At 60.6% G+C, this 25180-nt stretch carries 23 protein-coding genes and 1 tRNA gene; 13 read left to right on the forward strand and 11 right to left on the reverse strand.

From position 1 onward, the window contains the following. Positions 1 to 102: 102 nt before the first annotated feature. Together tsaD and IFU00_02485 are read right to left on the reverse strand one after the other, a co-directional pair. Entirely contained in the window at positions 103 to 1143 is a 1041-nt protein-coding gene (gene tsaD / locus IFU00_02480) for a tRNA (adenosine(37)-N6)-threonylcarbamoyltransferase complex transferase subunit TsaD (GenBank protein MBD8541146.1), read from the reverse strand. A gap of 89 nt (positions 1144 to 1232) precedes the next feature. After that, the gene (locus IFU00_02485; protein ID MBD8541147.1) at positions 1233 to 2294 is read right to left on the reverse strand and encodes a 3-deoxy-7-phosphoheptulonate synthase; all 1062 of its coding nucleotides are present in this window, start codon (positions 2292 to 2294) and stop codon (positions 1233 to 1235) included. Positions 2295 to 2441: 147 nt separating this feature from the next. Between IFU00_02485 and ybiB the strand changes: the two genes are divergently transcribed. The 10 genes from ybiB to IFU00_02535 all read left to right on the forward strand — a co-directional run bounded on the left by ybiB (position 2442) and on the right by IFU00_02535 (position 13244). Continuing rightward, positions 2442 to 3422, forward strand: coding sequence for a DNA-binding protein YbiB (gene ybiB, locus IFU00_02490; GenBank protein MBD8541148.1), 981 nt, complete (start codon positions 2442 to 2444; stop codon positions 3420 to 3422). Between the two features lie 73 nt (positions 3423 to 3495). Then, positions 3496 to 4713 carry an NAD(P)/FAD-dependent oxidoreductase gene (locus IFU00_02495; GenBank protein ID MBD8541149.1) on the forward strand — a complete coding sequence of 406 codons (1218 nt, stop codon included), beginning with the start codon at positions 3496 to 3498 and terminating at the stop codon, positions 4711 to 4713. A 95-nt stretch (positions 4714 to 4808) separates the two neighbouring features. Then, on the forward strand, positions 4809 to 5021 hold the full coding sequence (locus IFU00_02500; protein MBD8541150.1) for a 30S ribosomal protein S21: 213 nt from the start codon (positions 4809 to 4811) through the stop codon (positions 5019 to 5021). Positions 5022 to 5148: 127 nt separating this feature from the next. Next, positions 5149 to 5598, forward strand: a complete 450-nt coding sequence (locus IFU00_02505) for a GatB/YqeY domain-containing protein (GenBank protein ID MBD8541151.1) — start codon at positions 5149 to 5151, stop codon at positions 5596 to 5598. Between the two features lie 121 nt (positions 5599 to 5719). After that, positions 5720 to 7516, forward strand: coding sequence for a DNA primase (locus IFU00_02510; protein MBD8541152.1), 1797 nt, complete (start codon positions 5720 to 5722; stop codon positions 7514 to 7516). A 226-nt stretch (positions 7517 to 7742) separates the two neighbouring features. Beyond that, positions 7743 to 9998 (forward strand): RNA polymerase sigma factor RpoD, encoded by a 2256-nt coding sequence (gene rpoD, locus IFU00_02515; protein ID MBD8541153.1) that lies wholly within the window; start codon positions 7743 to 7745, stop codon positions 9996 to 9998. Positions 9999 to 10111: 113 nt separating this feature from the next. Then, positions 10112 to 10190, forward strand: a tRNA-Ile gene (locus IFU00_02520). Positions 10191 to 10514: 324 nt separating this feature from the next. Continuing rightward, entirely contained in the window at positions 10515 to 11516 is a 1002-nt protein-coding gene (locus IFU00_02525) for a helix-turn-helix transcriptional regulator (GenBank protein ID MBD8541154.1), read from the forward strand. 474 nt (positions 11517 to 11990) lie between these two features. Then, a complete protein-coding gene (locus IFU00_02530) occupies positions 11991 to 12479 on the forward strand; it encodes a hypothetical protein (protein MBD8541155.1) in 489 nt (162 codons plus the stop codon). 9 nt (positions 12480 to 12488) lie between these two features. Next, positions 12489 to 13244 (forward strand): hypothetical protein, encoded by a 756-nt coding sequence (locus IFU00_02535; GenBank protein ID MBD8541156.1) that lies wholly within the window; start codon positions 12489 to 12491, stop codon positions 13242 to 13244. Between the two features lie 485 nt (positions 13245 to 13729). On the opposite strand, the gene IFU00_02540 is transcribed toward IFU00_02535, so the two are convergent. From IFU00_02540 to IFU00_02550, 3 genes are read right to left on the reverse strand one after another with little or no spacing between them, the layout of a single operon-like run. Next, complete coding sequence (locus IFU00_02540) at positions 13730 to 14452, reverse strand: DUF1311 domain-containing protein (GenBank protein ID MBD8541157.1); 723 nt, start codon at positions 14450 to 14452, stop codon at positions 13730 to 13732. A gap of 50 nt (positions 14453 to 14502) precedes the next feature. Further along, a complete protein-coding gene (locus tag IFU00_02545) occupies positions 14503 to 15294 on the reverse strand; it encodes a CPBP family intramembrane metalloprotease (protein MBD8541158.1) in 792 nt (263 codons plus the stop codon). 26 nt (positions 15295 to 15320) lie between these two features. Then, positions 15321 to 15794 carry an META domain-containing protein gene (locus IFU00_02550; protein ID MBD8541159.1) on the reverse strand — a complete coding sequence of 158 codons (474 nt, stop codon included), beginning with the start codon at positions 15792 to 15794 and terminating at the stop codon, positions 15321 to 15323. Between the two features lie 193 nt (positions 15795 to 15987). Here IFU00_02550 and IFU00_02555 point away from each other — a divergent pair, with 193 nt between their 5' ends. Then, positions 15988 to 18384, forward strand: coding sequence for a mechanosensitive ion channel (locus tag IFU00_02555; GenBank protein ID MBD8541160.1), 2397 nt, complete (start codon positions 15988 to 15990; stop codon positions 18382 to 18384). 34 nt (positions 18385 to 18418) lie between these two features. Further along, positions 18419 to 18946 (forward strand): hypothetical protein, encoded by a 528-nt coding sequence (locus IFU00_02560; protein MBD8541161.1) that lies wholly within the window; start codon positions 18419 to 18421, stop codon positions 18944 to 18946. 4 nt (positions 18947 to 18950) lie between these two features. Here the strand turns inward: IFU00_02560 and IFU00_02565 are convergent, their stop codons facing one another. Then, positions 18951 to 19967 carry a L,D-transpeptidase gene (locus IFU00_02565; GenBank protein MBD8541162.1) on the reverse strand — a complete coding sequence of 339 codons (1017 nt, stop codon included), beginning with the start codon at positions 19965 to 19967 and terminating at the stop codon, positions 18951 to 18953. 125 nt (positions 19968 to 20092) lie between these two features. Next, entirely contained in the window at positions 20093 to 21253 is a 1161-nt protein-coding gene (locus tag IFU00_02570; GenBank protein ID MBD8541163.1) for a HAMP domain-containing histidine kinase, read from the reverse strand. Positions 21254 to 21506: 253 nt separating this feature from the next. Between IFU00_02570 and IFU00_02575 the strand changes: the two genes are divergently transcribed. Next, positions 21507 to 22109: a hypothetical protein gene (locus IFU00_02575; GenBank protein ID MBD8541164.1), complete on the forward strand. Its 603-nt coding sequence runs from the start codon at positions 21507 to 21509 to the stop codon at positions 22107 to 22109. A gap of 12 nt (positions 22110 to 22121) precedes the next feature. Here IFU00_02575 and IFU00_02580 read toward each other — a convergent pair whose 3' ends face one another. From IFU00_02580 to IFU00_02595, 4 genes are all read right to left on the reverse strand, one after another. Then, positions 22122 to 23147: a ribonuclease Z gene (locus tag IFU00_02580; GenBank protein MBD8541165.1), complete on the reverse strand. Its 1026-nt coding sequence runs from the start codon at positions 23145 to 23147 to the stop codon at positions 22122 to 22124. 61 nt (positions 23148 to 23208) lie between these two features. Beyond that, positions 23209 to 24192 (reverse strand): NAD(P)/FAD-dependent oxidoreductase, encoded by a 984-nt coding sequence (locus IFU00_02585; protein ID MBD8541166.1) that lies wholly within the window; start codon positions 24190 to 24192, stop codon positions 23209 to 23211. Continuing rightward, positions 24179 to 24637: an Rrf2 family transcriptional regulator gene (locus IFU00_02590; protein ID MBD8541167.1), complete on the reverse strand. Its 459-nt coding sequence runs from the start codon at positions 24635 to 24637 to the stop codon at positions 24179 to 24181. The genes IFU00_02585 and IFU00_02590 overlap by 14 nt, the downstream gene beginning before the upstream one ends. A gap of 59 nt (positions 24638 to 24696) precedes the next feature. Next, complete coding sequence (locus IFU00_02595) at positions 24697 to 25113, reverse strand: YbaN family protein (GenBank protein ID MBD8541168.1); 417 nt, start codon at positions 25111 to 25113, stop codon at positions 24697 to 24699. Positions 25114 to 25180 lie beyond the last annotated feature (67 nt).

Consider the following 25180-nt stretch of genomic DNA (forward strand, 5'->3'; position numbering starts at 1 on the left):
TTTAATGGCAACGGTCACACCGTAGGATCGGTGTCAGACAGGCAAGTTCAATGTTGGCGGCAGGCTGTTTCTCGTGGCCTAGGGCTGGTTTTGGAGAGGTGTTCAGGCCGCTTCGAGCTCGTCCAGCGGCCAGCGCGGACGCACATTGAACGCGTAATCGCGCTGCGCCAGCGCAGGGTTGCGCTCAAGACGCATCGCCCCGGCAAACGCAATCATCGCGCCATTGTCGGTGCAAAATTCCAGCTCCGGATAATAGACCTTGAACTTGCGCTTGGCCGCCGCCGCATTGAGCGACGCGCGCAACTGCTTGTTGGCGCCAACGCCGCCGGCGATCACCAGCCGGTTCAAACCCGTGTGCTTCATGGCGCTCACGCACTTGGCGGTGAGCACGTCGACAATCGCGTCGACAAAGCCGCGCGCAATATTGGCCTTGTCCTGCTCGGGAATATCCGCAATCACCTTGACGTCGTGGTTCTTGACGACGGTAAGCACCGCCGTTTTCAGGCCCGAAAAGCTGAAGTTGAAATCCTTGCTGTGCAACATTGGCCGCGGCAGTTTGTAGGCCGCCGGATCGCCGCGCTCGGCCAGTTGCGAGATCGCCGGGCCACCCGGATAGCCCAGGCCCAGCAGCTTGGCCGACTTGTCGAAGGCTTCGCCGGCGGCATCGTCCAGCGTTTCGCCCAGCAGCGTGTAACTGCCCACGCCATCGACGCGCATCAGCTGCGTGTGACCGCCCGAGACGAGCAGGGCAATGAATGGAAAGTCCGGCCGTTCCGATGCAAGCAGCGGCGAGAGCAGGTGGCCTTCGAGATGATGTACGCCCAGCACAGGCTTGTCGAGCGCGAGCGCCAGGCTGCATGCCACCGACGAGCCGACCAGCAGCGCGCCAGCCAGGCCGGGGCCTTGCGTGTAAGCGATGGCGTCGATGTTCGACGCCGGCAGATTGGCGCGCTTGAGCACCTCGTCCAGCAGCGGAATGGCGCGCCGGATATGGTCGCGCGAGGCCAGTTCGGGCACCACACCACCATATTCTTCGTGCATCGCGACCTGCGAGTGCAGGGCGTGGGACAGCAGGCCGCGCTCGGTGTCATACAGAGCAAAGCCGGTTTCATCGCAGGAGGATTCGACGCCGAGAACGATCATGTGGAAAGCCAGGTGGATTGAGCGGAACCGGGCATTCTACCGCAGGGCAGAGGGCGCCGCCGCCCACCCTGCGGATGTTGCGCGGTTTATTACGGACGCTGCAGCAATTCCTTGTGCGCTTCGCGCAGCATGGTTTCGGTTTCGTCCCAGCCGATGCAGTCGTCGGTCACCGAGCAGCCATAGACCAGCTGCGACAGGTCACTTGGAATCGACTGGCTGCCGCTGACGATGTTCGACTCGATCATTACACCCACCAGCGACTTGTTGCCATGACGGATTTGCTGGATGACGTCGGACATGACCAGCGGTTGCAGTTCCGGCTTCTTGTAGCTGTTGGCGTGCGAGCAGTCGACCACCAGGTTGGCCGGCAGCTTGGCCTTGGTCAGCGCCTGTTCGGCAATGGCCACCGAGACCGAATCATAATTCGGCCGGCCGCCGCCGCCGCGCAGCACCACGTGACCATAGGCGTTGCCGCTGGTGCGCACGATGGACACGGAACCCTGGCCATTGATGCCCAGGAACGCGTGCGGGTTCGACGACGACAGCACCGCATTGATCGCAATGCTCACGTCGCCATCGGTGCCGTTCTTGAAGCCCACGGGCGTGGACAGGCCGGACGACATTTCGCGGTGCGTCTGCGATTCGGTCGTGCGCGCGCCGATGGCGGTCCAGGCGATCAGGTCGCCCAGGTATTGCGGCGAGATCGGATCGAGTGCTTCGGTCGCGGTCGGCAAGCCGATTTCACAGACGTCCAGCAGGAACTGGCGCGCGCGCTCCATGCCGACCTCGACGCGGAACGAATCGTCCATGAACGGGTCATTGATATAGCCCTTCCAGCCGGTGGTCGTGCGTGGCTTTTCGAAATACACCCGCATCACCAGCACCATCGTCTCGCTGACCTCATCCTGCAGCGCCTTGAGGCGGCGCGCATAGTCGAGGCCAGCTTCGGGATCATGGATCGAGCACGGGCCCACGACGACAAACAGACGCTTGTCCTTGCGGTCGAGGATATTGCGCAGCGTTTCGCGGCCCTGCATCACGGTGGCATAGGCGCGGTCGTTCAGCGGCAGGGTGGTATGCAGCTCGACCGGCGTTGGCATGCGGGCGAACGAGCTGACGTTGGTATTTTCGATTTGTGGCGTACTGGTCATGATGCGATCTATATTTCTTTTGGGGATGGATCAGTGTAAGCGGAAATTGCTGTATGTGCACATGCGCGGCCCCAAATGGCGGCGCCGGGCGACGCTTCACACCCGTGCGTGCTGCCGCAGTGCGACGTTCCCGTGTATCCTTTTGTCATGACTACCGATATCGAACGCTTTGTCGCTGCCCCCTTCATCAAGGAAATCGGCCGCGGCGTAAAAGGGGGGCGCAGCATGACGCGCGACGACGCGCACCGGCTCTACGCGGCCATCCTCGAGGGCCGTGTGTCCGACCTCGAACTGGGCGCCATTTTGCTTGCCATGCGCATCAAGGGCGAGTCGGTCGATGAACTGGCCGGCTTCATGGATGCAGCAAGCGCGGCGTTCACGCCGCTGCCCGCACCGCGCGGCGAATTCGCGCCGGTATCGATTCCTACCTACAACGGCGCGCGCAAGCTGGCCAATCTGACGCCGCTGCTGGCGCTGCTGCTGGCACGCGAAGGCGTGCCGGTGCTGGTGCATGGCGTGAGCAACGATCCGGGGCGCGTCACCACGGCAGAAATCCTGCACGAACTGGGCGTGACCGACGCGACCACCGGCGCCGAAGTCCACAACGAATTCGTCCATGGCCGCGTGGCCTTCATGCCGATCGAGCACCTGGCCCCGGAACTGGCACGCATGCTGGCGCTGCGCCGCGTGCTGGGCGTGCGCAATTCGACGCACACCATCGTCAAGATCCTGCAGCCATTCGATGGTCCGGCGCTGCGCCTGGTCTCGTACACGCACCCTGAATACCTGGTAACGCTGGGCGAGTACTTCGAAGGCGTCGACAGCGAAACCCGGGGCGACGCATTCCTGATGCGCGGCACCGAGGGCGAAACCGTCGCCCACCCGCACCGCGCCCAGCGCATCGACTGGTTCCACGCCGGCCAGCGCGCCCTGCTGGTCGAGCGCGACGCGCCCACCGACGACCTGGCCATCGTGCCCGACGGCCGCGATGCGGCCACCACCGCCGCCTGGATCGGCGCAGCGCTGCGCGGCGAGGTGCCGGTGCCGCCATCGATTGCCACGCAGGTGGCGTACTGCGTCGAAGTCTCGCGCAAGATCCGCGCGCGCAGCCTGCCTGTGGCCGAGTAAAGGCGCACCGCGCCGCTGTTCGCCAATCCGCCACTGCCTTACAATGGCGGGTTGAGCAAAGGTGGTGGCAGGCATGGCAAATCAATTCGATGTGGCGGTAATCGGCGCGGGCGCGGCCGGGATGATGTGCGCGGCCGTGGCGGCGCAGGGCGGCAAGCGCGTGGTCCTGGTCGACCACGCGGCCAAGCTGGCCGAAAAGATCCGCATCTCGGGCGGTGGGCGTTGTAACTTCACCAACGTCAATGCCGGGCCGCAGCACTACTTGTCGAACAATCCCCATTTCTGCCGCAGCGCGCTGTCGCGTTACACGGCGCAGGACTTCCTGGCGCTCGTCAAGAAATACCGGATCGCCCACCACGAAAAGCACCGCGGCCAATTGTTCTGCAACGATTCGGCCGAGCAGATCATCGCGATGCTGCGCGCCGAGTGCGACCTGGGCGGCGTCGAGTGGCGCATGCCGTGCAAGGTGGCCGGTGTGCGCAAGGCCGATGATGGCTTTGCCATCGACACCGATGCCGGCGAGTTGCTGGTGGGTAGTGTCGTGGTCGCCACGGGCGGCCTGTCGATCCCGAAAATCGGCGCAACCGATCTCGGCTATCGCATCGCCACGCAATTCGACCTGAAACTGATCGAGACCCGTCCGGGTCTGGTGCCGCTGACGTTCGACGGCCCGAGCTGGGAACCGTTTGTGCCGCTGGCGGGCATCGCGCTCGAGGTCGAGGTCAGCACGGGCAGCAGCAAAGGCAAGGGCGCACGGGGAGGCCACTTCCGTGAAGACTTGTTGTTCACACACCGCGGCCTGTCCGGCCCGGCGATCCTGCAGATTTCCAGCTACTGGCAGCCGGGCACGCCGATCGTACTGAACCTGTTGCCTGAAATGGACGTGGCCGATACGCTGATCGGCCTGAAGAAAACCGAGAAAAAGCAGCTGGGCAATGTGCTGACGCAGTGGCTGCCCGCGCGTCTGGCCGAAGGCTTGCTCACGGCCAATGGCTTTGACGCCACGGCGCGCCTGGCCGACATGGCTGACGCGAAACTGCGCGCGCTGGGCGACGCCATCAACCGCTGGGCCATCGTCCCGACCGGCTCGGAAGGCTACCGCAAGGCCGAGGTCACGCTGGGCGGCGTCGATACCAAGGGCCTGTCGCAGCAGACGATGATGGCCAATAATGTTCCCGGCCTGTACTTCATCGGCGAGACGGTCGACGTGACCGGTTGGCTCGGTGGTTACAACTTCCAGTGGGCCTGGGCATCGGGCGTGGCGGCCGGTCTGGCGGTGGCAAATAGTTGACGTTTGAAAACACCACTTCGTGATTAAAGCTTCCACTGAACTGCAAACGATGCTAGAATTTCGTTCTTCCCTAAATCCAACGGTTTGATTTTTACATGACCACTATCCGCCTTAAAGAAAACGAGCCGTTCGAAGTCGCCATGCGTCGCTTCAAACGCACCATCGAAAAGACCGGTCTGTTGACGGAACTGCGCGCACGCGAGTTCTACGAAAAACCGACCGCAGAACGCAAGCGCAAGCTGGCAGCAGCAGTGAAGCGTCACTACAAGCGCATCCGCAGCCAGCAACTGCCGAAGAAACTGTACTAAGACAGTTCAGACGGCCAAGACCCGGTGACGGCATTGCCAGTCCCGGCGAGTCGCTGAAGTCCGCAAACCCGCTTCGGTTTCGCCGCAGCGGGTTTTGTCGTTTTACCCTTTTGAATACGGAGATCCCATGAGCTTAAAAGAACAACTGACCGAAGACATGAAAAGCGCCATGCGCGCCAAGGAAACCGGCCGCCTGGCAGCGGTGCGCCTGATCATTTCCGAAGTCAAGCGCAAGGAGCTCGACGAGCAGACCCAGCTGGACGATACCCAGGTGCTGGCCGTGATCGAAAAAATGATCAAGCAGCGCAAGGATTCGATCAGCCAGTTTGAAGCCGGCAACCGTCCTGACCTGGCCGACATCGAGAAGGCCGAAATGGTCATCCTGTCGGCGTACATGCCGGCTGGCCTGTCGGACGAAGAAATCGCCGCCGAAGTCGCTGCTGCCGTTGCCGAAACCGGCGCCACCGGTCCGCAAGACATGGGCAAGCTGATGGGCGTGCTCAAGCCAAAGCTGGCTGGCCGCGCCGACATGACCGTGGTCTCCGGCCTGGTCAAGAAAGCCCTGGCTGGCGCATAAGCGCCATCTGCAACGCGTCGTCTCTGCTCACCCCCGGGCAGGGACGACAACTTGTTGCATATCAATTTGCAGCAGGCGCTGCGGTATAGTCTGGCCCTAGACAAACACTGTGTAAGCTCAAGTGATTCCGCAAACTTTCATCACCGATTTGCTCAACCGGGTCGACATTGTCGATATCGTGGGCCGCTACGTCCAGCTCAAGAAGGGCGGGGCGAACTTCATGGGCCTGTGCCCATTTCACAACGAAAAGTCGCCCAGCTTCACCGTCAGCCCGACCAAGCAGTTCTATCACTGCTTCGGTTGTGGTGCCCATGGTACGTCGATCGGCTTTCTGATCGAATACTCGGGCATGGGCTTCGTCGATGCGGTGAAGGACCTGGCCCAGAACGTCGGCATGATCGTGCCTGACGTCGATGACAAGATTCCGCCGGCCCAGCGCGCCGCCCAGCAGGCACAATCGCTGGCGCTGACCGATGCGCTGACGCAGGCGTGTGCGTTTTACCGCGCCCAGCTGCGCGAAGCGCCGGACGCCATCGCGTATCTGAAGAACCGCGGCCTGACCGGCGAAGTGGCCGCCCGCTTCGGCATGGGCTACGCCCCGGCCGGCTGGGACAGCCTGCGCGCCGTGTTCCCCGAGTACGAGGCGCATGTGCTGGTCGAGTCGGGTCTGGTGATCGACAAGGTCGACGAAGACGGCAACCGCCACAAACGCTACGACCGCTTCCGTGAACGCGTGATGTTCCCGATTCGCAACACCAAAGGCCAGGTCATCGGCTTTGGCGGCCGCGTGCTCGACAGCGGCGAACCGAAGTATCTGAACTCGCCCGAAACGCCGCTGTTCCAGAAAGGCCTGGAGCTCTACGGCCTGTTCGAGGCGCGCCAGGCAATCCGCGACGCCGGCTATGTCTTGGTGACCGAAGGCTATATGGACGTCGTCGCGCTGGCCCAGCTGGGCTTCCCGCAAGCGGTGGCCACGCTTGGCACCGCTTGTACCAGTACCCACGTGCAAAAGCTGCTGCGCCAGACCGACGACGTGATCTTCAGCTTCGACGGCGACAAGGCCGGTCGCAAGGCTGCGCGCCGCGCGCTCGAAGCGTGCCTGCCGCAAGTGAGCGACAACAAGACCATCAAGTTCCTGTTCCTGCCGCAAGAGCACGACCCGGACAGCTTCGTGCGCGAGCGCGGCGCCGAAGCCTTCGAACAAGAAATTGCCGATGCGATGCCGCTGTCGCAATTCCTGCTGCGCGAAGTCACGCAAGAGCACGATCTCGATACGCCCGAAGGCCGCGCCAAGTCGCAGTTCGACGCCAAGCCGCTGCTGCAATCGATGACGCCGTCGAGCCTGCGCCTGCAGATCGTGCGCGGCCTGGCCAGCATGACGCAATCGACGCCGGCGGAGATCGAAAGCCTGTTCGAGTTGTCCAAGCCAGTGGCCACCGCGCGCCGCGCGCCGCCGCGCCAGGGCCGGCCCGAGCCAGTGGGTCTGGAGCGCAAGATGCTGCGCATTCTGGTTGCGCATCCGCACCTGGCGCTGGAACTCGACGAAGTCGCACTGAGCGCCTTCGACTATTTCGGCGAAGAGGGCGCGGATCGCCTGCGGCATCTGATCGACACCGCGCAGGCCCTGGGTCCGCACGGCACGTTTGCCGCACTGTCACAACAGTTGCATGAAGTCACTAACGAGTATGATGGCATGATTGCTGAAATTGCCGCCGAACCCGAAAACGAGGTCGATGGCGATCGCATCGTTCTGCTCAGTTCAGTACGCCAAATCAAGATGGATTCGTTACGAGAAGAATTGAACCAGTTGTTTTCTGCCAGCTTGACCCCAGATCAGGTCAGTACTCGCTATCGCGAGATTACTGCCCAGCTGGACCTTCTGGAACGTGAAGCCACCGCGGCGATGGCACCCCGATGAACACTGGCTTTCTCCCCGTGGGCCAAGGCGTTCACGACTGGAAAAAGAAAGGGTGCGTGCTATAATAAAACGCTAACTATTGCAACTGTTGAAACACTTCTTGGTTCAATTGCGTGCGTGGAGTATTAGTTAGCGGGGCATGGATTTGTGCCTGCAGGATGATGAAGGTAACAAAACTTTATTCTTAACCACCGTAAAGTTAGTCGTTGTGACATCGAAAGCGCCTGTGCCAACCAAGAAACCCGAAACCAACGTGGCTGCCACGACCACGAGAACGTCCGCCGCCAAGGCCGACAACGCGCAAGACAAGGCTGAGGTGCGCACGGCGACCTCTGCGCCTGTCAACCAGACGACCGATGCGGCCACGCTTGCCGCCATCGACACGTCGGGCTATGTCTTGCCGTCCGTCAAAGTGCCGGGCCGGCGCGGTCGCAAGCCAAAAGAATTCACCCCTGAAAACGACGAGATCGCCGCGCTGAACGCGGTCGAGCGCGCCGAACTCAAGGCTGCGGACAAGGCCAAGGCCAAGGACCGCAAGGCCAAAGAGAAGGCGCTGCTCAAGGATGCGTTCTCGTCCGATACCGAGGCCAGCGAAGAAGAACTCGAGCTGCGCCGCAGCAAGCTCAAGGCCCTGATCAAGTCGGGCAAGGAGCGCGGCTTCCTCACGTACGCCGAGATCAACGACCACCTGCCCGAGAACATCGTCGATCCGGAAGCGATCGAAGGCATCATCGGCACGTTCAACGACATGGGCATCGCGGTCTACGAACACGCGCCCGATGCCGAGACGCTGCTGCTGTCCGATAACGTCCCGAATGCCACCAGCGACGATGAAGCCGAAGCGGCTGCCGAAGCTGCGCTGTCGACGGTCGACTCCGATTTCGGCCGCACCACCGACCCGGTCCGCATGTACATGCGCGAGATGGGTTCGGTCGAGCTACTCACGCGCGAAGGCGAAATCGAGATCGCCAAGCGCATCGAAGACGGCCTGAAGGACATGATCCAGGCCATCTCGGCCTGCCCAGTAACGATTGCCGAGATCATCGGTACCGCCGCCAAGATCGACAGCGACGAAATCAAGATCGACGAAATCGTTGACGGCCTGGTCGACCAGGAAGGCGAAGACAACACGCCGCAAGTGGCCGCGCCCGTCGCCAGCGAGTCCGATGAGGACGACGAAGACGAAGAAGACGCCGAAGGCGAAGAGGAAGAAGAAGAGGCGCCAAGCAACTCGGGCGCCGCTGGTTATTCGGCTGAGCAGCTCGAAGCGCTGAAAGTCACGGCCCTGGCCAAGTTTGCCGAGATCGCCCAGCAATTCGACAAGATGCGCAAGGCGTTCGAAAAGGACGGCTACAACTCGAAAGCCTATGTCAAGGCGCAGGACGCGATCTCCAACGAGCTGCTGGGCATCCGCTTCACGGCCAAGGTCGTGGAAAAGCTGTGCGACACGCTGCGCGGCCAGGTCGACGAAGTGCGCCACATCGAAAAGCAGATCCTCGACGTGGCCGTGAACCGCTGCGGCATGCCGCGCGCTCACTTCATCAAGGTCTTCCCGGGCAATGAGACGAACCTGGAATGGGTGGATGGCGAAGTCAACGCCGGTCACGCCTACAGCGCGATCCTGGGCCGCAACATCCCGACGATCAAGGAACTGCAGCAACGCCTGATCGACCTGCAAGCGCGTGTCGTGCTGCCACTGCCTGACCTGCGCAACATCAACCGCCAGATGGCGGCCGGTGAAATGAAGGCGCGCAAGGCCAAGCGCGAAATGACCGAGGCCAACCTGCGCCTGGTGATTTCGATCGCCAAGAAGTATACGAATCGCGGCCTGCAATTTCTCGACCTGATCCAGGAAGGCAATATCGGCCTGATGAAGGCCGTGGACAAGTTCGAGTACCGCCGCGGCTACAAGTTCTCGACGTACGCAACATGGTGGATCCGCCAGGCGATCACCCGTTCGATCGCCGACCAGGCGCGCACGATCCGTATTCCCGTGCACATGATCGAGACGATCAACAAGATGAACCGGATCTCGCGCCAGATCCTGCAAGAGACCGGCGCTGAGCCCGACCCGGCCACGCTCGCGATCAAGATGGAAATGCCAGAAGATAAAATCCGCAAGATCATGAAAATCGCGAAAGAGCCGATTTCCATGGAAACGCCGATCGGTGACGACGACGATTCGCATCTGGGCGATTTTATCGAAGACAACAACACGCTGGCACCATCGGACGCTGCGCTGCACGCCTCGATGCGCGGCGTGGTCAAGGATGTGCTCGACTCGCTGACGCCACGCGAAGCCAAGGTGCTGCGCATGCGCTTCGGCATCGAGATGTCGACTGACCACACGCTGGAAGAGGTCGGCAAGCAGTTCGACGTCACCCGTGAGCGGATTCGCCAGATCGAGGCGAAGGCGCTGCGCAAACTGCGTCACCCGTCGCGCTCGGACAAGCTCAAGAGCTTCCTCGAGAACAACAGCTGATTGTCGATGCGGGCTTGACGGCCCTGTACTAAAGGCAATATGCTCTCGCCACTTCGCTCATCACGTTCCGATCGATGAGCAGGTGGCGTTTGCTTGCCACTATCCCAGTTTCTGGGCCTCTAGCTCATGCTTGGTTAGAGCAGCGGACTCATAATCCGTTGGTGCCGTGTTCGACTCACGGGAGGCCTACCAACCATTGAAAAGCCGCTGTGTGAATCACAGCGGCTTTTTTATTAGACTTACTTTTGCTCCATCCTCTCAGGATTAATTTTTAAGCAAATAATTTTCCACATGTGAGGTGCTTGATCGAGCGGTCCATTAGCGGTCGGCAGCCTGCATACACTCCAAGCAACACACGCAAAATCGGAATGTTGCATTTTTAACATAAAATTCTGTGCTTGGGTTAATATGTAAACCACAACTATCTACAAACCCATTGAACAGGCTTGGCAATTCCAGTCCAGCCACCGAGGCCGTACGTTCGGCGCATTGCATACCGACTTTCCCTGACGACTAATGGATCCGCATTCCAAGCTGCTGCTAGATATTTACCATTGCGCCGCAGGTGCCAGTGCCGCCGACCTCAACGACTATGTGCTGAGCAGCCTCAAACGGGTGATTGTCTTCGATTCTGCGGCAATTAGTGATTTGGAGTACTCCGAAGAACAAGGTTTTATGATTTCGGCGTTGCATTTGCACAAAGCGCCAGTCGAAAGATTCCTCCAGCGACGGGAGGTGATGGGCGTGGAGAAACTCGATGCAGAAGGGCGGTTGCAAAGCCGCGACGTCGTGCTACAAAATGCCTGCGCACATCGTGGCAGGAGCGTGCGCGCCGACGTGAGCAAGCTGCAGCTCAAAGCCGACATTGCAATGTACACAAGACGTTTTGATACGGCCCATTCACTAACTTTCCTTTCGCCGCGGACGTCGAGCCCGAAGGCCACGATGATCGCGTTATGGCGTGCCACGCAGCGGCATAGTTATGACGACGGTCATACAATTATCGCGGATAATCTGTTTCCACACGTTCTACAGGCACGCCAGATTAATAAACAGCTGGCGCTTGCGACACTTGCCGAACCAGCCAGCACGACGATCGCGCTGTCCGACTTTCACGGTTGCCTGCAATTCATCGAGCCTGCTGCCGTGCAGATGCTCCAGCGCGAATGGTCTGATTGGAGACCGCCTGTGTTGCCACAAACGTTGACGACCATACTAGGATCGAGCAATCACGCTCTCTATGCAGGATTTGCCGTGCAAGTGAGGGCGGTGCATCAAGCAAATATGCTCTGTCTCCTGATTTCCCTGCGGCGGCCTTTATCCGCCGCGCTCACGGCCGCCGAGCTGCGCGTAGCCCAAATGGCTGTGCAAGGCATGCAGAATAAGGAAATCGCACGTTCTTTGGGTACGTCGCCAGCGACGGTGCGCAATCAATTGCATGCTGTCTATCGTAAACTTGACGTGGGCAGTCGGGGTGGGCTGGTACTTGCGATGCAGGCGATAGTATCCACCGCATAGATCATCTGTTCTATAGGCGAAACTGCTGCTTGTCTTTATTATCAGCACCAAGCGTTTTCGGAAAAATAATGCCGCCCCTTTGTCGAGTTCACATTCCGCAGGGCGTTAGATGTATGCATATGAGGTTTTAATCCGACCGTTCCTCCTTTATGTGATGCCAACGGGGATACAGCATCCGGCTAACGTTAGCGCAATAAGAACTCTGCACTACGCAGGGAAGCATGGGAGCCAAATTCCAGTATATCAGCAGCATCGACGGAGAATAAATATTTGAAATCGGTAAATCCAGATTTTTTTGCAGTCAGCGCGCTCTCCATTTGCAGCATGGGTGGCGGACGTGCCGCAAGCTTTAAGAAAAATTCTATTTTCCGAAGTATTGATTTCCGGTGGCATGGTACTAAATAATTTTAGTGCTGCGCTCTCTGAACTTTATGAAACTGTGCTAATGCAAGCATTGCCGTATCGAGGGAAAAAATGAAAAGCAGCTTTAAAAGAAAATATCATGCGATCCATAAGCCAGACGGGTCTCTGGAGCTTAAATATTTTGGTAGGCGGGTAAGCTCTATAGCACAGGCTTTAATTTCTATTGTTACCTTGCCTGTCATACTTGTTGGTGTCGTGCGGCTTGCATTAGGACCTACAGGTGGTAACGAAAGTTCCCAGCATCCCTTACTTGCTATCATATTACTTTTAGCATGGATATTTTTTTGTTTTTTTTGGCTTGATAAGAAAGAAAATGTTATTTTACTAAACAAAGATGGCATTGAATTCCGGGGTGGTAAAAAACTTGCGTTCAAGGATGTTAAGAGAACAATGTTGACGACACTATACCGGAGTGGTGGACAATCTTATATTGTTGAATTTGATGCTTTAGGTCAATCGATTCAGATCACTCAAGAAACCCCGGATGAATCTTTAGCAAATTCTATCCTTGAGGAAATTCGTTCATACGCGGCAATTTAAAATAAAAAAATGAAAAAATTCCAGAAATTATTAATTTGCATTCTCTTTTTAGCATTAAGTGCGTGCGGCGGTGGTGGTGGTGGTGGAGATAGTGGCACCAGCAATTCCGGATCTAGCTCGCCTCCAGCAATCGGTCAAGCTAGCGTGCTCACCGATGCACAGATTATTTCTGCTATCAAAGCTACGAATAGTAACTGGGAAGGCTCCAATGGTCACCTCTCCAATGGTCGCCCTGCTGGCATTTGGCGGTGGCCTAATACCCCTGATCAGCGCATCTTTGTGTATCTTCCGGCTGCTAGTAATTCGGTCGAGCAAGAGATGGTAAGAAAGGTGAATGCCGCTATTAGTACCTACAATAGCAAGCTGAGTGCTTACTTTGTTCTTGAGGCAGTTACGGTTATCCCTGCTAGTGGAAATGTGATCCGAGTTGGTTACAATAATTCTTGGATTCCACCAGGTAGCACTGACTATAATAGTTACTGCGCTAATGTATCCGATGTGGCTGGATCTGGTAGCCTTATTAATCCGGATTCTAAAAATAACATTGCAAATCCTGTATATGTAAATCTTGGCAACAATCGCTGCGACGTTACTCAAGAGATTGTTAACCACGAGTTCGCTCACGCACTTGGTTTTAACGTTCACTTTGATTTTTTTGGAAATACGAAATCTCCAGATAATTTCTGGGATGTACTTGCTACTTTGTATGGAAATCCACAGTCAACGCTGGCAGAAAACCTTGTGGTGAAACATGCTGCTAAATAACTTTTAGCCGATTTTTCAAAACGCGGTAGCAAGTCATTGGGTATTTTGTCAGCCAGAAGAGATTAATTATGCTCGAGAAATAACCATCTCGACTCGCGATGAAATTTGAGGTTGTCTGAAAAGGCAATGAAACTAACCGCGAACTGTAGTTGAGGGAACTACCCTGACAACGGAAGCTAATTTTAAATCGCGTTGTTTGGATTAATACATGCTCCACTAGAGTAAAGGATTTTCCATCCTTTGTTAACGGGGTTTTTTAGGCTGCAATCTAGGCTACAACTGCGCAGCGTAAAAGATAAAAATCAAAGACTTACGATTTCTGAGGGATTTTTAACTCTTTGATTTAAAACGTATTTCGTTATCTAGTGGATCTCATAATCCGTGGGTGCCGTGTTCGACTCATGGGAGGCCTACCAGTCAAACCAAACGGTTAGCGAGCGCGCCAACCGGTTCGTCCCTCTCCGCTTCCCCCCGCCCACCGGCCTTCAACGTTTCGGCTCGAGCCTGCTGATACGCGCCAGGTAAAGTCGGGTCAGGCACCGTTCCAGCGCAGACTCCCGGGAACATGACGCACGCGAGTTCAGCCACTGGCGCTGGTCGTTGCGGATATCTTCCCTCTGCCGGGGACCAGCCCCTGCCAGAGCATCCCGATACACAAAATCGAGGCGCCCGTCGAGTTCGGACAGGGCAGGGCTGCGACAGATGGCAGTTTCAATGACGCCGCGGGCCCTGCTGCAGTCGAAGCTCGGGCCATCTGCGTGTGGCGGCAATGGCTGTTGCATGTTGGATGCGGACTGGTTGATACGTAACGTGAATGGCACTTGCTTGCCGCGGCGGGCGTCATTGCGCATCAAATAGACACTGACCTGGTAGCGGCCGCGCTCGCGCAGTATCGCCTGGAACCGTGGGCCGTCCATGCTGCCGTTGAAGATCGTCGCACCGGAAGGCGCCGCAACATTGAAGTAGAGCGAGGCTTGCCCCTTGTGATCCAGGCGCACGGTGGCGTTGCCGCCAGCGGCGCTGTCGAACGTGTACGCCTGGGTCTGGTAACCCGTGACGGTCCCGCGCACTTCCACCTCAGTCTGGCCGGGAGCGAACCGCAGTGGCACAGGGGGCGCCTCGGGCTGCACTTGCGCCGCCACGGGTGCGATGAAGAAAACCGTGCTCAGAAACACGGGTACGAGCCAGCAACGATTCGATACAGGCATGGATGTCTCCAAATTTTCTAATAGTCGGTCGGGTCGAGTTGCTCGCAGCATCATGGCATTGCCTTGGTACTGGGGACGTCATCGCGCCAGCCCTCATCGTTCTTGCCGACATGACGCAACAAGAACAGGCCATACAGGAACACGGGCAGCGCGATGAGCAGGGGCGTCCATGTCCAGCCGGCATCGGCGCCGGCCTCGGCGGGGTGCGTCGTGGCCGAAAGGATCAGCGAGAAATCCCAGAGCGCATGCACGATCACCATGGGCCACACCGAGCGGGTACGGATGCGGATGGCCAGATAGGCAAGCCCCTGCATGCCTGCGGCAGCCGATTGCAGCACTGCCTGGTCCAGTTGCCCAGTCGTGAAGACATTGAGCGAGTGCACGATGCCGAACAGGAATGACGTGAGCAGGATGGCAGGCCAGATACTGAATCGTGCGAGAAGGCCCCGGAACACGATGCTGCGAAACATGAGTTCTTCGGACAGGCCGACGAACAGCATGTTCAGCGCGAGAATGGCGATCACGCCCGGCGACGGCAGGCCGAGCAGCGCATCGACCGTCAGCATGATGACGACGTAGGCCAGCGGCAGCCAGACGAGCTTGATGGATGAGGCAGGCGAGGGGCGACGCAGGCCCATCGCGTCGGCGCCGGCAAGCCAGGCCACGATACCTGCGAAGGCTGCCGCGGCCAGCCAGGGCCAGCCGATCTGATTGGACGCCGCGTACGCGAGGGGGTGTTTCTCGCCGTCGCCGACGGCGTAGCCGATGCCGATGGTCAGCGCGACCCACACCACCATGATCAGCAACGCGCGTACCGGGTTCAGCTGCAATGGTGCACGCATTGCGGATGGGCCTGCGGCAGGAACGCTCATGGCGCCACGCGGTCCCAGACATAGACGCCGGCGTCGGCCGGCAACATCAGGTACAGGCGGCCGTCCTTCAGACGGTAGGAGCGCAGCGTGTCGACATCGCGCGCCAGCCGGTCACCGACCGGATCGGGAGGGCACATCATGCGCGTCGTGGCCAGCGGGCCAATGGTGATACTGCCGCTGCTGCTGCTGCTGCTGCTGCTGCTGCTGCTGCTGCTGCTGCCGGCGGCTGGCTCGGCACGCCATGGTCCGGTGCCGCGATTGCAGTCGAGTTTTGCCGCGACCTGCCCGTCCTTGCCGAACGCCATCGTGAAGCTGTCGCCGTTGGCCGGGCGCAGCGTGCCGGTCGCGTCGTCGTTCGACTGGAACATCGCCAGGCGCCACGCCGTCCCGTCCAGCGTGGCCGGCGGTGGTGCACCTGCGCATGCAGTGAGAGCAAGACAGGTTGTCAGGATCGCTGAAGTCATGCGCATGGTATTCCTCCCGTTATCGTTCGCTTGAAAAAAATGTTGCTAGCGGCAATTGAACTACGTATAAGGTTGTCTTGAGAATAATATTCTTTACCCATTTCGTCTATACCCGTTTTTGAAATCCGGTACCTGCATGCGGATTGCCTGTTTCTCGAGCTTAAGCCGTACCCTGTTTTGCTTTCTGGTGATGGCAATCATGCATTGCACCGGGAACGCGAGCCAGGCGTTTCCCGGCGCCCCCAAGCCTGACCCGGCGCCAACCGGGGCCAGCGTCTCGGCCATCCCGGTCCAGGACCTGCTGTTTCAGGCCGATGCCGAGCAGCGCAGGGTCGAACTGGCAAGGCAACTGGCGGCGAATACGGAGGTGACACGCGGCCAGGCCCGTGCGCTCGACGCCATCGCGGCGGCGGTGGACGCCAGAACCAATAACATCATGGGTGTCCAGCTGCGCGGCTTGCCGGTGATGCGGCTCGAGAGCCTCGCACGCCATCTCGATTTCAATGCGCGGCGGCTGGCCGCCTGGGACCAGCAAGCGCGCCGCGTGTTCACACCGTACGATGAGCTGGCCGTGCAACTGGCGCACAGCCGCGCCGCCTGGACGGCGACACGCGCTGCGGCGGCCAGCGGCGCGTTGCCGGTCGTGCTGTCCGAACGGGTCGAAGTCATCCTGTCGGGCATCGCGGATGCCGAGGCGCGGCTGGGTGACGTGCTGCGTGACCAGCTGATGCTGATGCAGCGTAGCGGAGAACTCAGGACGCGCCTCGAGGCCGAGCGCAACCGCATGGCGCTCGTCATTGCCGAGGTCGACGAGCGTCTGCTCCGGATCGATTCGCCGCCGATCTGGCATGCTTTCGACGCAGCCGGAGGGCGCCACGAAATGTGGGCCGCCATCGAGCGCGGCGTGCTGATCGAACGCCAATTCGCCATCGACTATCAGGCTGCCGGCACGGACAACCAGCATGCGCTGCTGCTGGTGCAAGTGCTGTTGCTGATCCTGCTGGTCTGGCTGAACATGCGCAACCGACGCACGGTCACCGCAACCACCGTCACCACACGCCACGCCTTGCACCGCCCTGTTTCGACGTGGATCCTGCTGTCGATGGTCGGGGTTCTGGTGCTGGAGCCCGATGCCCCCATGCTTGTGCACGAGATCGCCCTGATGGCGGCGCTCATCCCGGTGTTGCGCCTGCTGCCGAAGCGGCGACAGGGATCCTCGGCCGTATGGCCGTTCGCGGCGGTATTGCTGTATGCGGTCGACCGGCTCGGTGTGCTGGCAAGCGCCGACAGCAGCCTGTATCGCGCGTTGCTGCTTGTGCTGGATGGTCTGGCGCTGGTTCTGGCCTGGCACGCGATCCGCCTGGCGACGCCAATGCCGGAGCGTGCGCCGCAGGCTGCTCTGGCGTCGCGTGCACGGGCATTCGTGCGGCCGCTCGCATGGACGGTTGCCGGCTTGCTGGCCATCGCCGTCGTCGGCAATATCGTGGGCAACGTGACGCTGGCCGAAATGCTCACCAGCGGCATCATCGACAGCGCCTATATGGCGATCCTGCTGTATGCCTGCGCGATCGTGTGCCGCGACATGGCGCGCGCGGCGCTGGCAGGCCGTGCAGCGCGGCGCGGTCAGACGGGCGCCGGCAATTATGCCGACCTGCGGACATCGCTGGTCAACGTGCTCCTGCTGGCGGCGGCCTGCGGATGGCTGTTGTACAGCCTCGACCGCTTCCGCCTGCTGCGCCCCTCGCGCAGCGCGCTGAGCACCATCCTGGGCCTTGGCATCGAAGTCGGGGAAATCTCGGTGCACCTGGGCGAAGTGCTCACCTTTGCCGTGTCATCCTGGCTGGCCTACTGGACCGCGCGCGCCGTGCGCCGCGTGTTGCGCGAGGAATTGCCAGGCCATCGTCATCTGGCGCGCGGGGTGGGCAGCAGTATCGCCACGCTGAGCTACTACGCCGTCTTGCTGGCGGGCTTTTTGATTGCGCTGTCGGCCGCCGGCGTGGCGCTCGGACAACTGGCCATCGTGTTCGGCGCCCTCGGCGTGGGCATCGGGTTCGGTCTGCAAAATATCGTCAACAACTTCGTCTCCGGGCTCGTGCTGATGTTCGAGCGCCCGATCCAGCCCGGTGACACGGTCGATGCGGCCGGCGTCTCTGGCACCGTGCGCGAGATCAGCCTGCGCTCGACCACCATCCGCACGGCCGACGGCGCCGATACGGTCATTCCCAATGGCCTGCTCCTGAACGGGAGTCTCACGAACTGGACGATGTACGACCGCACCAGGCGCTTCGAGATCACGATCGGTGTGGCCGACGACGCCGATCCGGACCGCGTGCTCACGATCCTGAGCGCGCAGGTGGATGCGACCGCCGGCCTGTCCACCGAACCACCGCCCAGGGTGATGCTGACCGAATACGGCGATGGCGGGCTCAGGTTCGTGGTCAGTGTGTGGACCGAGGATCCCGGTAGCTGGGGCACCGTCCGTAACGCCTTGCTGACGCGGATCCATTCGGCGCTGCAGGCAGAAGGCATCGCCGTTGCGCGCCGCAAGTTCGATGTGAACCTGCACGGCACTGCTGCAGAACCGGTAGGTATGTAAGTCTATTATTCAACAACAATCACAGGAGCCAGTCATGAAAATCCTTCCTCTTGCCATGCTGTTGGTCGCAATGTCGGCCAGTGCCCAGCAGTACGAACGTGTTGACCGTCCACGGTCCGACGACACGCGTCAGAACGATGACCGCCGTTACGGTGGCGAAGACATCCAGCTGTCGTGCTTTGGCCAGGCCGAGAACACCCGGTACGAAAACCGGTCGGGGGTGGAGTGGAATTCGTCCACCCACAAGTATGAGCAGAAGTCGGAAGTGGTCGCCGGCAAGCATGACTTTGACACGACCGTGAATATTTCGATCCATGACGATCGGGGCCGTATCCGCATTCCGAAACAGCTGATCCCACCGATGAATTCAGGCGGCAGCGATGGCTGGTGGGATATCGATGAGCTAATCGTCGGTCACAACGAGATTCGCGGTCGCTTCCGCCTGAATGCATTGAACCGGCCGACCCTGAACATCGATCGCCGCAGCGGCGCGATCACCGTCGAAGGTATGATCGCCTTCAACGGCCGCTGCGAAATGGACAGCGGACACCGCCGCTTCTGACCTGCTAGGGACTGCTGCTCATCACCGTGAGACCAGTACCCGGGTTGCCGCTCCTGAGCGGCGCCTGGGTCACCAGCAAGGTGGTGCCAGGGCGCAGGATCGGCGCCACCTGTTCATGGAATTCGCGCGGAATGCGCACCAGGTTGCGGGTGGCTTCGTCGACGACGCGGCCGGCTTCGTCCTCATGGCCCGAGACGCCGGCAAAGACCCAGGCCGGCTGGCCATCGGCATCTTCAGTCAGCGTCAGGACATGGGTGGCATCGTTGCCCTGATCCAGCGAGATTGGCGAGCGGCCGATCTCGACCCCGTTGCGCAACACGATCAGCGCCTGGTCGCTGCGCGACATCACGATGGTCACCGGCCCCGATGCGGACCGTTCCGGATTCCAGAAGCCGGTGTCCGGCACGTCGGCATCCGACGGCGCCAGCACGTCACCCGACCCGGTACTGACGGGATGGGCCGCATTGCCGGCGATGATGACGGTCGTGGCATGGCCGGTCGTCTCGAACAGTGCCTTGGCAAAGGCGAAGGGAAGATGCACGCAGCCATGGCTTTCCGGGTAGCCCGGGAGTCCACCGGCATGCAGCGCGACACCGTCCCAGGTCAGGCGCTGCTGGAACGGCATCGGTGCGTTGTTGTACTTGCTGGAACGGTGCTTCGCATCCTTTTGCAGGATGGTGAATACGCCGGTTGGCGTCTCGTGCCCGGGTTTGCCGGTGGAGACGGTGCTCACGCCGATCCGCACGCCGTTGCGGTAGACAGTGGCGAGCTGTTTCGACAGGTCGACGAAGACCAGCAGCGGCCCCTGCGGCGAAATCTGCGGCGCCCATACCCATTGGCCGGGCTTGAGCCGGTCTGCCTGGCGTGCCAGCTCGACAGCGGATGACACTTTTTCTCCTTGCGCCAGTACTGGTCCGGCAAGCAGGGCCGCGAGGACGCCGGCTGCGAGCGAGGGTAGTGAGCTGGTGATCAATGCATGCTCCTGTAACGAGATGAACGGCACGAATAACAGGCTGATCATGAAGTGCGCTCAACGACGTATTTCGCGCGAACGGTCAGCTACTTTCGATCAACCCGGAAACGGTATCATATAACCAAAGATTCCTGTCCTCCAAGGTGTGGCCACGAGGTTGCAGGGCTCGCTGTTCAATGCGTATTGTCAGCCGGTGAAGACCCGTCAGGCGCGCGATAGCGAGGCAAATTCATTGTAAAAGCACAGCCCACGCCCGGGAAATCCTTCACTGACAGCTGACCACCATTACGCGAGATGCTCTGGTGCGCAATCGACAAGCCCAGGCCAAGCCCCGAGCGATCATCGCCACGTTGCGTGAACGGTGAAAACATTTTCTCTGCATTTCCCGCTGGCAAGCCACCGCAGTGGTCCTGCACAACGATCAGAACACGTTGTCCTTCCGCATACGCTGTCAGTGAGACGGCGGTATGCGCACACGTAAACTTCAGTGCGTTATTGAGCAGATTGGCCAGCGCGGCAAGCAACAGATCCCGGTCGCCCTGGATGGCCAGCAGCTTGTCGACGTCAGCGACAACGAGCGCCGAGCCTCGCTTGTCAGCGTCAAGTTGCGCCGAATCACGTGCTTCGTGAATGAAATCGGCAAGTGAAAAAATATTTTTCGGCCCCGCCGCGGCGCCCTCGGCTCGCACATCTTCCAGGGACAGGTTGATCAGGCGCTGCATCGCCGCGTGCCCACGTTTGAGCAAGGCACCGGTGGCGCCCGATATGGACAGCTGGCCAGCTTCCATCGCCGCGACCGCCATGGTGGCCACGCTCAGTGAATTGCGCAGCTCGTGCATCAGGAAACCAAGGCGCTCGTTGGTTTCGGAAGCGTGGCGATCAGAGACGGCACAGTCGCGTTGGAATGAGAATTCGGTGACTGCACTGGCGATCGCGTTGTCCAGGCAGCGGTTGAGGGTCCGAAATTCATTCGCTGAAAACGGTGCGTCGCGCTCGATGGCCAGGTCCGTGATCGCCTGGCACAAGTCACCATAATCGTGCACTACCTGGTCCACCGTGTAATCCAGCGCCAGCAATGCGGCGCCATGCGCGGCAGCCGTCGCACCCATTTCCGATGCGTCCTTTCTCTCACCGCCAGATGCGCCGGAGATGGCCATCGCAGCCGCTGTGTCGATCTTTTCTTCTGCATGCAGCGTTTTTGTCAGCTGCTCCAAAAACATGGGTATGCCAGTGCGCAGTTGCTCTCTGGATGCGTTCCGTTGAGGGCGCTTGTTCACCTTGTCGATACAACGCTCGATCAGATCGTCGGCATTGTTGGACAGGAATTCATACATCATGGTCGGCCTCCCAGGCAAGACGCCTGCAGCCTTCATCGGCATGAGTGCTGTTTGTCAGAACGTTATCCGTCCCATTGTAGGGCGAAATCATGGCGCACAGCGTTCTGCAAAACATTCACATGCCATATCCGCTTGCCGCGAGGCTCAGGACACGGGGCGTGGAATCTGGTCGAGCACCATTCATCGGGCGTGCAAAGCCATGCATAATGACGGATTGGGCCCACGGCCAGATTCTTCTGACAAGATTCGCATGGTTATTCATACCGCCGCAGATACACAGCCTACGCACAATGATATCGACGTCGGCGTGCGCCTGGTCGACGCTTTGCGGCACCACGCGGGCGCTACCAAAGGCACGCCCGTCACTTATAAGGATTTGCTCAGGCTGGCCCGGCTTCTGCACCCCAAAGACCTGATTCTCGACCGCGCAGTCGCTGTCGGCATCGGTGCAAAGCTCCGGTTTGTCGAGGCATTCTGCGTGACCCATGGCTTGCCCAACCTCACGGCCCTTGCCGTCGGCCCAACAACGATGCGGCCGCCTGCTCAGTATCAGGGCGACTGGGACGCTGACCGCCACGCCGTCGCCGCGTTCGACTGGTCTGCCATCGACGCGCAGCTTGTCGACTATGCCAAGACCACACGCGCTGCCGTGTCGGCACGCCTGAAGCCGCGCAAGGAGCGGCCCGCCGACGTGTCGTGGTACGCCTATTTCTGCTCGCACCGCAAGGAATGCGCGTGGATCGGGCAGGAGGACAAGCAGGAAATCGTCAACCTGATCATGGCGGGCATCGATCCGGATACCGCAATGAAGCGGGTGCAGGTCGCCAGGACCGAATTTGGCGAAGCAGCGTAATACGGCGTCAATTCAACGCGGTTGTCTGTCGGACGTTGACGGCGCCGCCCTGACGCCGGCTGGCGCTTGCTCAGTGCGCGTCAGGGCGCCGCTGCGGTCCAGCACATAATGATCCAGATCGCGCGCCAGGATCAGATTGCCGTTGTACTGCGCGCGTGCCTCATCCTCCAGCAGCGACATCGGCAGCGCGCCACGGTCCTGATAGCGCGGACTGAAATGCGTCAGCACCAGGTTGCGCACGCCTGCATCTTCGGCAAAGCGCGCCACCCGCATTGCTGAACTATGTTGCGGGCCCGGCCCGATCTTTTGCAGCACGTCTTCGGTGTAGGTCGCCTCGTGCACCAGCACGTCCGCGCCATGCGCTGCGGTGGCCAGCAGCTCTGGCCGATCGTTGTCGCCGGCGACGACGATACGTCGCGCCCTGCGTGGCGGCAGCAGATAGTCAGTCGCCTTGATGAAGCGTCCATCGGCCAGCGTCACGTCGCGCCCTTTCTGGAGATCGCCCCACAATGGCGACGCCGGCACGGCATCCGCACGTAATTTCTCCGTGTCCAGATGGTGCGCCATTGCGGCCTCCGTGAATCCATAGGCCCAGCAGGGAAGGCCGTGTGACAACGCCGTTGCATCCACCGCCAGCTCGGGCATGAGCGGTGCATCCGCCAGGTCACCAGCCAGGTCGCTAGGTGTCAGCCAGACGAGCGGGAAGGGTAGACTCAGCTGGCTCGCCACCATGATGGCTTCGATCATGCCGCGCAGCGGCGGCGGCCCGACGACCGTCAGGGCGTCGCTGCGGCCCGCCATCGCGGCGCTGGCGAGCAGCCCCGGCAGGCCGTAGCAATGGTCGCCGTGCAGGTGGGTGATGAACACGGCGCGCAGGCTCATGACGGACAGGGGCGTGCGCAGGATGCGGTGCTGCGTGCCTTCAGCGCAGTCGATCAGGACCCACTGCCTGGCGCCGCGCAGGCGCAGCGCCAGGCCCGACATATTGCGTTGCCGGGTCGGCGTGCCGGCCGACGTACCCAGGACGATGATTTCCATAAGCGGTTCCCGTGAAGTGACGTTGCCATTATCCGTCACGCCAACGCAAACGGTCAGAAGCTCATTCGCGGGTGCCAGCAGGCGGTGTCGATGCCGCGACAGGCATCATCGGCGCCGCAAACGGCGTCACGCCAAACAGCAGCGAGCGATGCGCACCGACACCGGCCATGGCACCATCGGCCACCGACAGCGCCACCGTGCTGGCGGCGCGCATGGCGTCGCCAGCGGCGAACACCGCTGGGACCGTGGTCTGTCGGCTGTCGTCCGTGCGAATGAATGGCCCCAGCGGCCCTTGTTCGAATGCGCAACCGAGTTGCTCCGCGATCGGGCTGGCCATGTGCACGCGTCCGTAGGTGAACAATCCGCTCATGATTTCCTGGCGCCCGTCTTCCAGCACGACCGTGGCGACATTCACCAGCCGGCGCACCGGCGTCTCGTCGACCTCCACGCCGCGTGCGTGCAGGTCGGCCCGTTGCGCGTCGTCGAGCGGACACACGCCGTTGGTGAACAACGTCACCTGGCCCCAGTGCGGCAGCATCTGCGCCTGGTGCACCGACAGCGGGCCGCTGGCCAGCACGCCGATGCGGCCCTCGTTCAGTTCGTAGCCGTGGCAGTACGGGCAGTGGAACACGCTCTTGCCCCAGCGCTCGGCCAGGCCGTCGATGGGTGGCAGGTCGTCGCGCACGCCGGTGGCCAGCACGAGGCGCGCAGCGCGCACGGTGCCGGCACCGTCGAGGTCGACGACGAACGCATCACCATCCTGGCGGGCCGAGGTCGCCGTGCCGTCGTGCCAGGCCACGTTGGTATAGGCGGCGACGTTGGCGCGGCCCTCGGCGGCGATGTCGGCGGCCGGCTGGCCGTCGCGTGTCAGGAAGCCGTGCGAGTTGGCGGCGTAGCGGTTGCGGCGCTGGCCCGCGTCGACCACCAGGATGCGGCGCCGTGCGCGCGCCAGTTGCAGCGCGGCCGACAGGCCGGCGTAGCTGCCGCCGATGATGATGGCGTCATAGTGCGTTGTCGCTGCAGGTGTCGGTTCAGTCGTGCTCATGCTTTGGCCTCGTATGAAGGTGATTGTCGTAACGTCCGTTGAAGTCGCGCGACAGGTCGGCCAGGCTAACCTGGCCGAGGCGCTCGACCAGCAGCGCCTCGGCGTCGGCGAAGGCACTTTCGAGCGAGGCATTCACGACGCGCTCGACGAGGCATTCGCTGTGCTCGTTGCGGTTGCCCATCGCGAACACGGTGGGCGCGCCGACGGCATCGTAGACATCGCGCAGCGTGACCTGGGCCAGGTCGCACGTCACGGTCCAGCCGCCGCCATGGCCGCGCTCGGAGCTGATGTAGCCGCGCTCGCGCAGGCCGGCCAGCACGCGCCGTACCAGTACCGGATTGGTGCCGAGCATGCCGGCCATCTGCTCCGACGTCATCGGGCGGTCGCTGTGGGCCAGATGCAGCAGCACGTGGAGGACGGAAGAGAGTTTGCTGTCGCGTTTCATGTAACTAATGATAGTACAAAAACGGGCATCAGATCACGATGCGCTGGAAAAACAGCGATTTATGGCAGTTCGGTACGGGAAACGATGGGTTCGGCGGGTTTGGCGGAAGTGGACGGCAGCTTGAGGGTCGGCAGATACCACCACATGTACGTGCTCACGCAGGCGCCGATTACACCCATCATGATCAGGATTGCGATGCTGTCGAAGTGGCGTGACGACCATGCCATCGAGCCCCACAGCATCACGGTCGCGACGATCTTGCCCTTAAGCGGAATGCCATGGCCGGCCTCGAAATTGGCGATGTACTTGCCGAACACCCGGTGCCCGATCAGCCAGCGGTGCAGGCGCACCGAACCGCGCGCGAAACAGGCCGAGGCGAGCAGCAGGAAGGGCGTCGTCGGCAGTAGCGGCAGGAAGATACCGAGGATGCCCAGCAGTACAGCCAGCACGCCGAGGACGTTATAGAAAACTTTCATGGCGTTACTCTAGCACCCTCGGAACAAACTTGTCGAAATGACTACCCAGCATGCATCGACTGCAACT

Origin of the sequence: Oxalobacteraceae sp. CFBP 8761, from assembly GCA_014841595.1 — a bacterium.
Classification (GTDB): domain Bacteria; phylum Pseudomonadota; class Gammaproteobacteria; order Burkholderiales; family Burkholderiaceae_D; genus Telluria.

Bases quoted from the DNA above. Each gene is read 5' to 3' on its own strand.
- IFU00_02575 (MBD8541164.1), top strand. From the start codon at position 21,507: ATGGTTATTCATACCGCCGCAGATACACAGCCTACGCACAATGATATC.
- tsaD (MBD8541146.1), bottom strand. From the start codon at position 1,143: ATGATCGTTCTCGGCGTCGAATCCTCCTGCGATGAAACCGGCTTTGCT.
- IFU00_02590 (MBD8541167.1), bottom strand. From the start codon at position 24,637: ATGAAACGCGACAGCAAACTCTCTTCCGTCCTCCACGTGCTGCTGCAT.
- IFU00_02595 (MBD8541168.1), bottom strand. From the start codon at position 25,113: ATGAAAGTTTTCTATAACGTCCTCGGCGTGCTGGCTGTACTGCTGGGC.
- IFU00_02580 (MBD8541165.1), bottom strand. From the start codon at position 23,147: ATGGAAATCATCGTCCTGGGTACGTCGGCCGGCACGCCGACCCGGCAA.
- IFU00_02550 (MBD8541159.1), bottom strand. From the start codon at position 15,794: ATGCGCATGACTTCAGCGATCCTGACAACCTGTCTTGCTCTCACTGCA.
- IFU00_02530 (MBD8541155.1), top strand. From the start codon at position 11,991: ATGAAAAGCAGCTTTAAAAGAAAATATCATGCGATCCATAAGCCAGAC.
- IFU00_02495 (MBD8541149.1), top strand. From the start codon at position 3,496: ATGGCAAATCAATTCGATGTGGCGGTAATCGGCGCGGGCGCGGCCGGG.
- IFU00_02540 (MBD8541157.1), bottom strand. From the start codon at position 14,452: ATGCCTGTATCGAATCGTTGCTGGCTCGTACCCGTGTTTCTGAGCACG.
- ybiB (MBD8541148.1), top strand. From the start codon at position 2,442: ATGACTACCGATATCGAACGCTTTGTCGCTGCCCCCTTCATCAAGGAA.
- IFU00_02525 (MBD8541154.1), top strand. From the start codon at position 10,515: ATGGATCCGCATTCCAAGCTGCTGCTAGATATTTACCATTGCGCCGCA.
- IFU00_02555 (MBD8541160.1), top strand. From the start codon at position 15,988: ATGCATTGCACCGGGAACGCGAGCCAGGCGTTTCCCGGCGCCCCCAAG.
- IFU00_02585 (MBD8541166.1), bottom strand. From the start codon at position 24,192: ATGAGCACGACTGAACCGACACCTGCAGCGACAACGCACTATGACGCC.
- IFU00_02535 (MBD8541156.1), top strand. From the start codon at position 12,489: ATGAAAAAATTCCAGAAATTATTAATTTGCATTCTCTTTTTAGCATTA.
- IFU00_02545 (MBD8541158.1), bottom strand. From the start codon at position 15,294: ATGCGTGCACCATTGCAGCTGAACCCGGTACGCGCGTTGCTGATCATG.
- IFU00_02570 (MBD8541163.1), bottom strand. From the start codon at position 21,253: ATGTATGAATTCCTGTCCAACAATGCCGACGATCTGATCGAGCGTTGT.
- IFU00_02560 (MBD8541161.1), top strand. From the start codon at position 18,419: ATGAAAATCCTTCCTCTTGCCATGCTGTTGGTCGCAATGTCGGCCAGT.
- IFU00_02500 (MBD8541150.1), top strand. From the start codon at position 4,809: ATGACCACTATCCGCCTTAAAGAAAACGAGCCGTTCGAAGTCGCCATG.
- IFU00_02485 (MBD8541147.1), bottom strand. From the start codon at position 2,294: ATGACCAGTACGCCACAAATCGAAAATACCAACGTCAGCTCGTTCGCC.
- IFU00_02565 (MBD8541162.1), bottom strand. From the start codon at position 19,967: ATGATCAGCCTGTTATTCGTGCCGTTCATCTCGTTACAGGAGCATGCA.
- IFU00_02505 (MBD8541151.1), top strand. From the start codon at position 5,149: ATGAGCTTAAAAGAACAACTGACCGAAGACATGAAAAGCGCCATGCGC.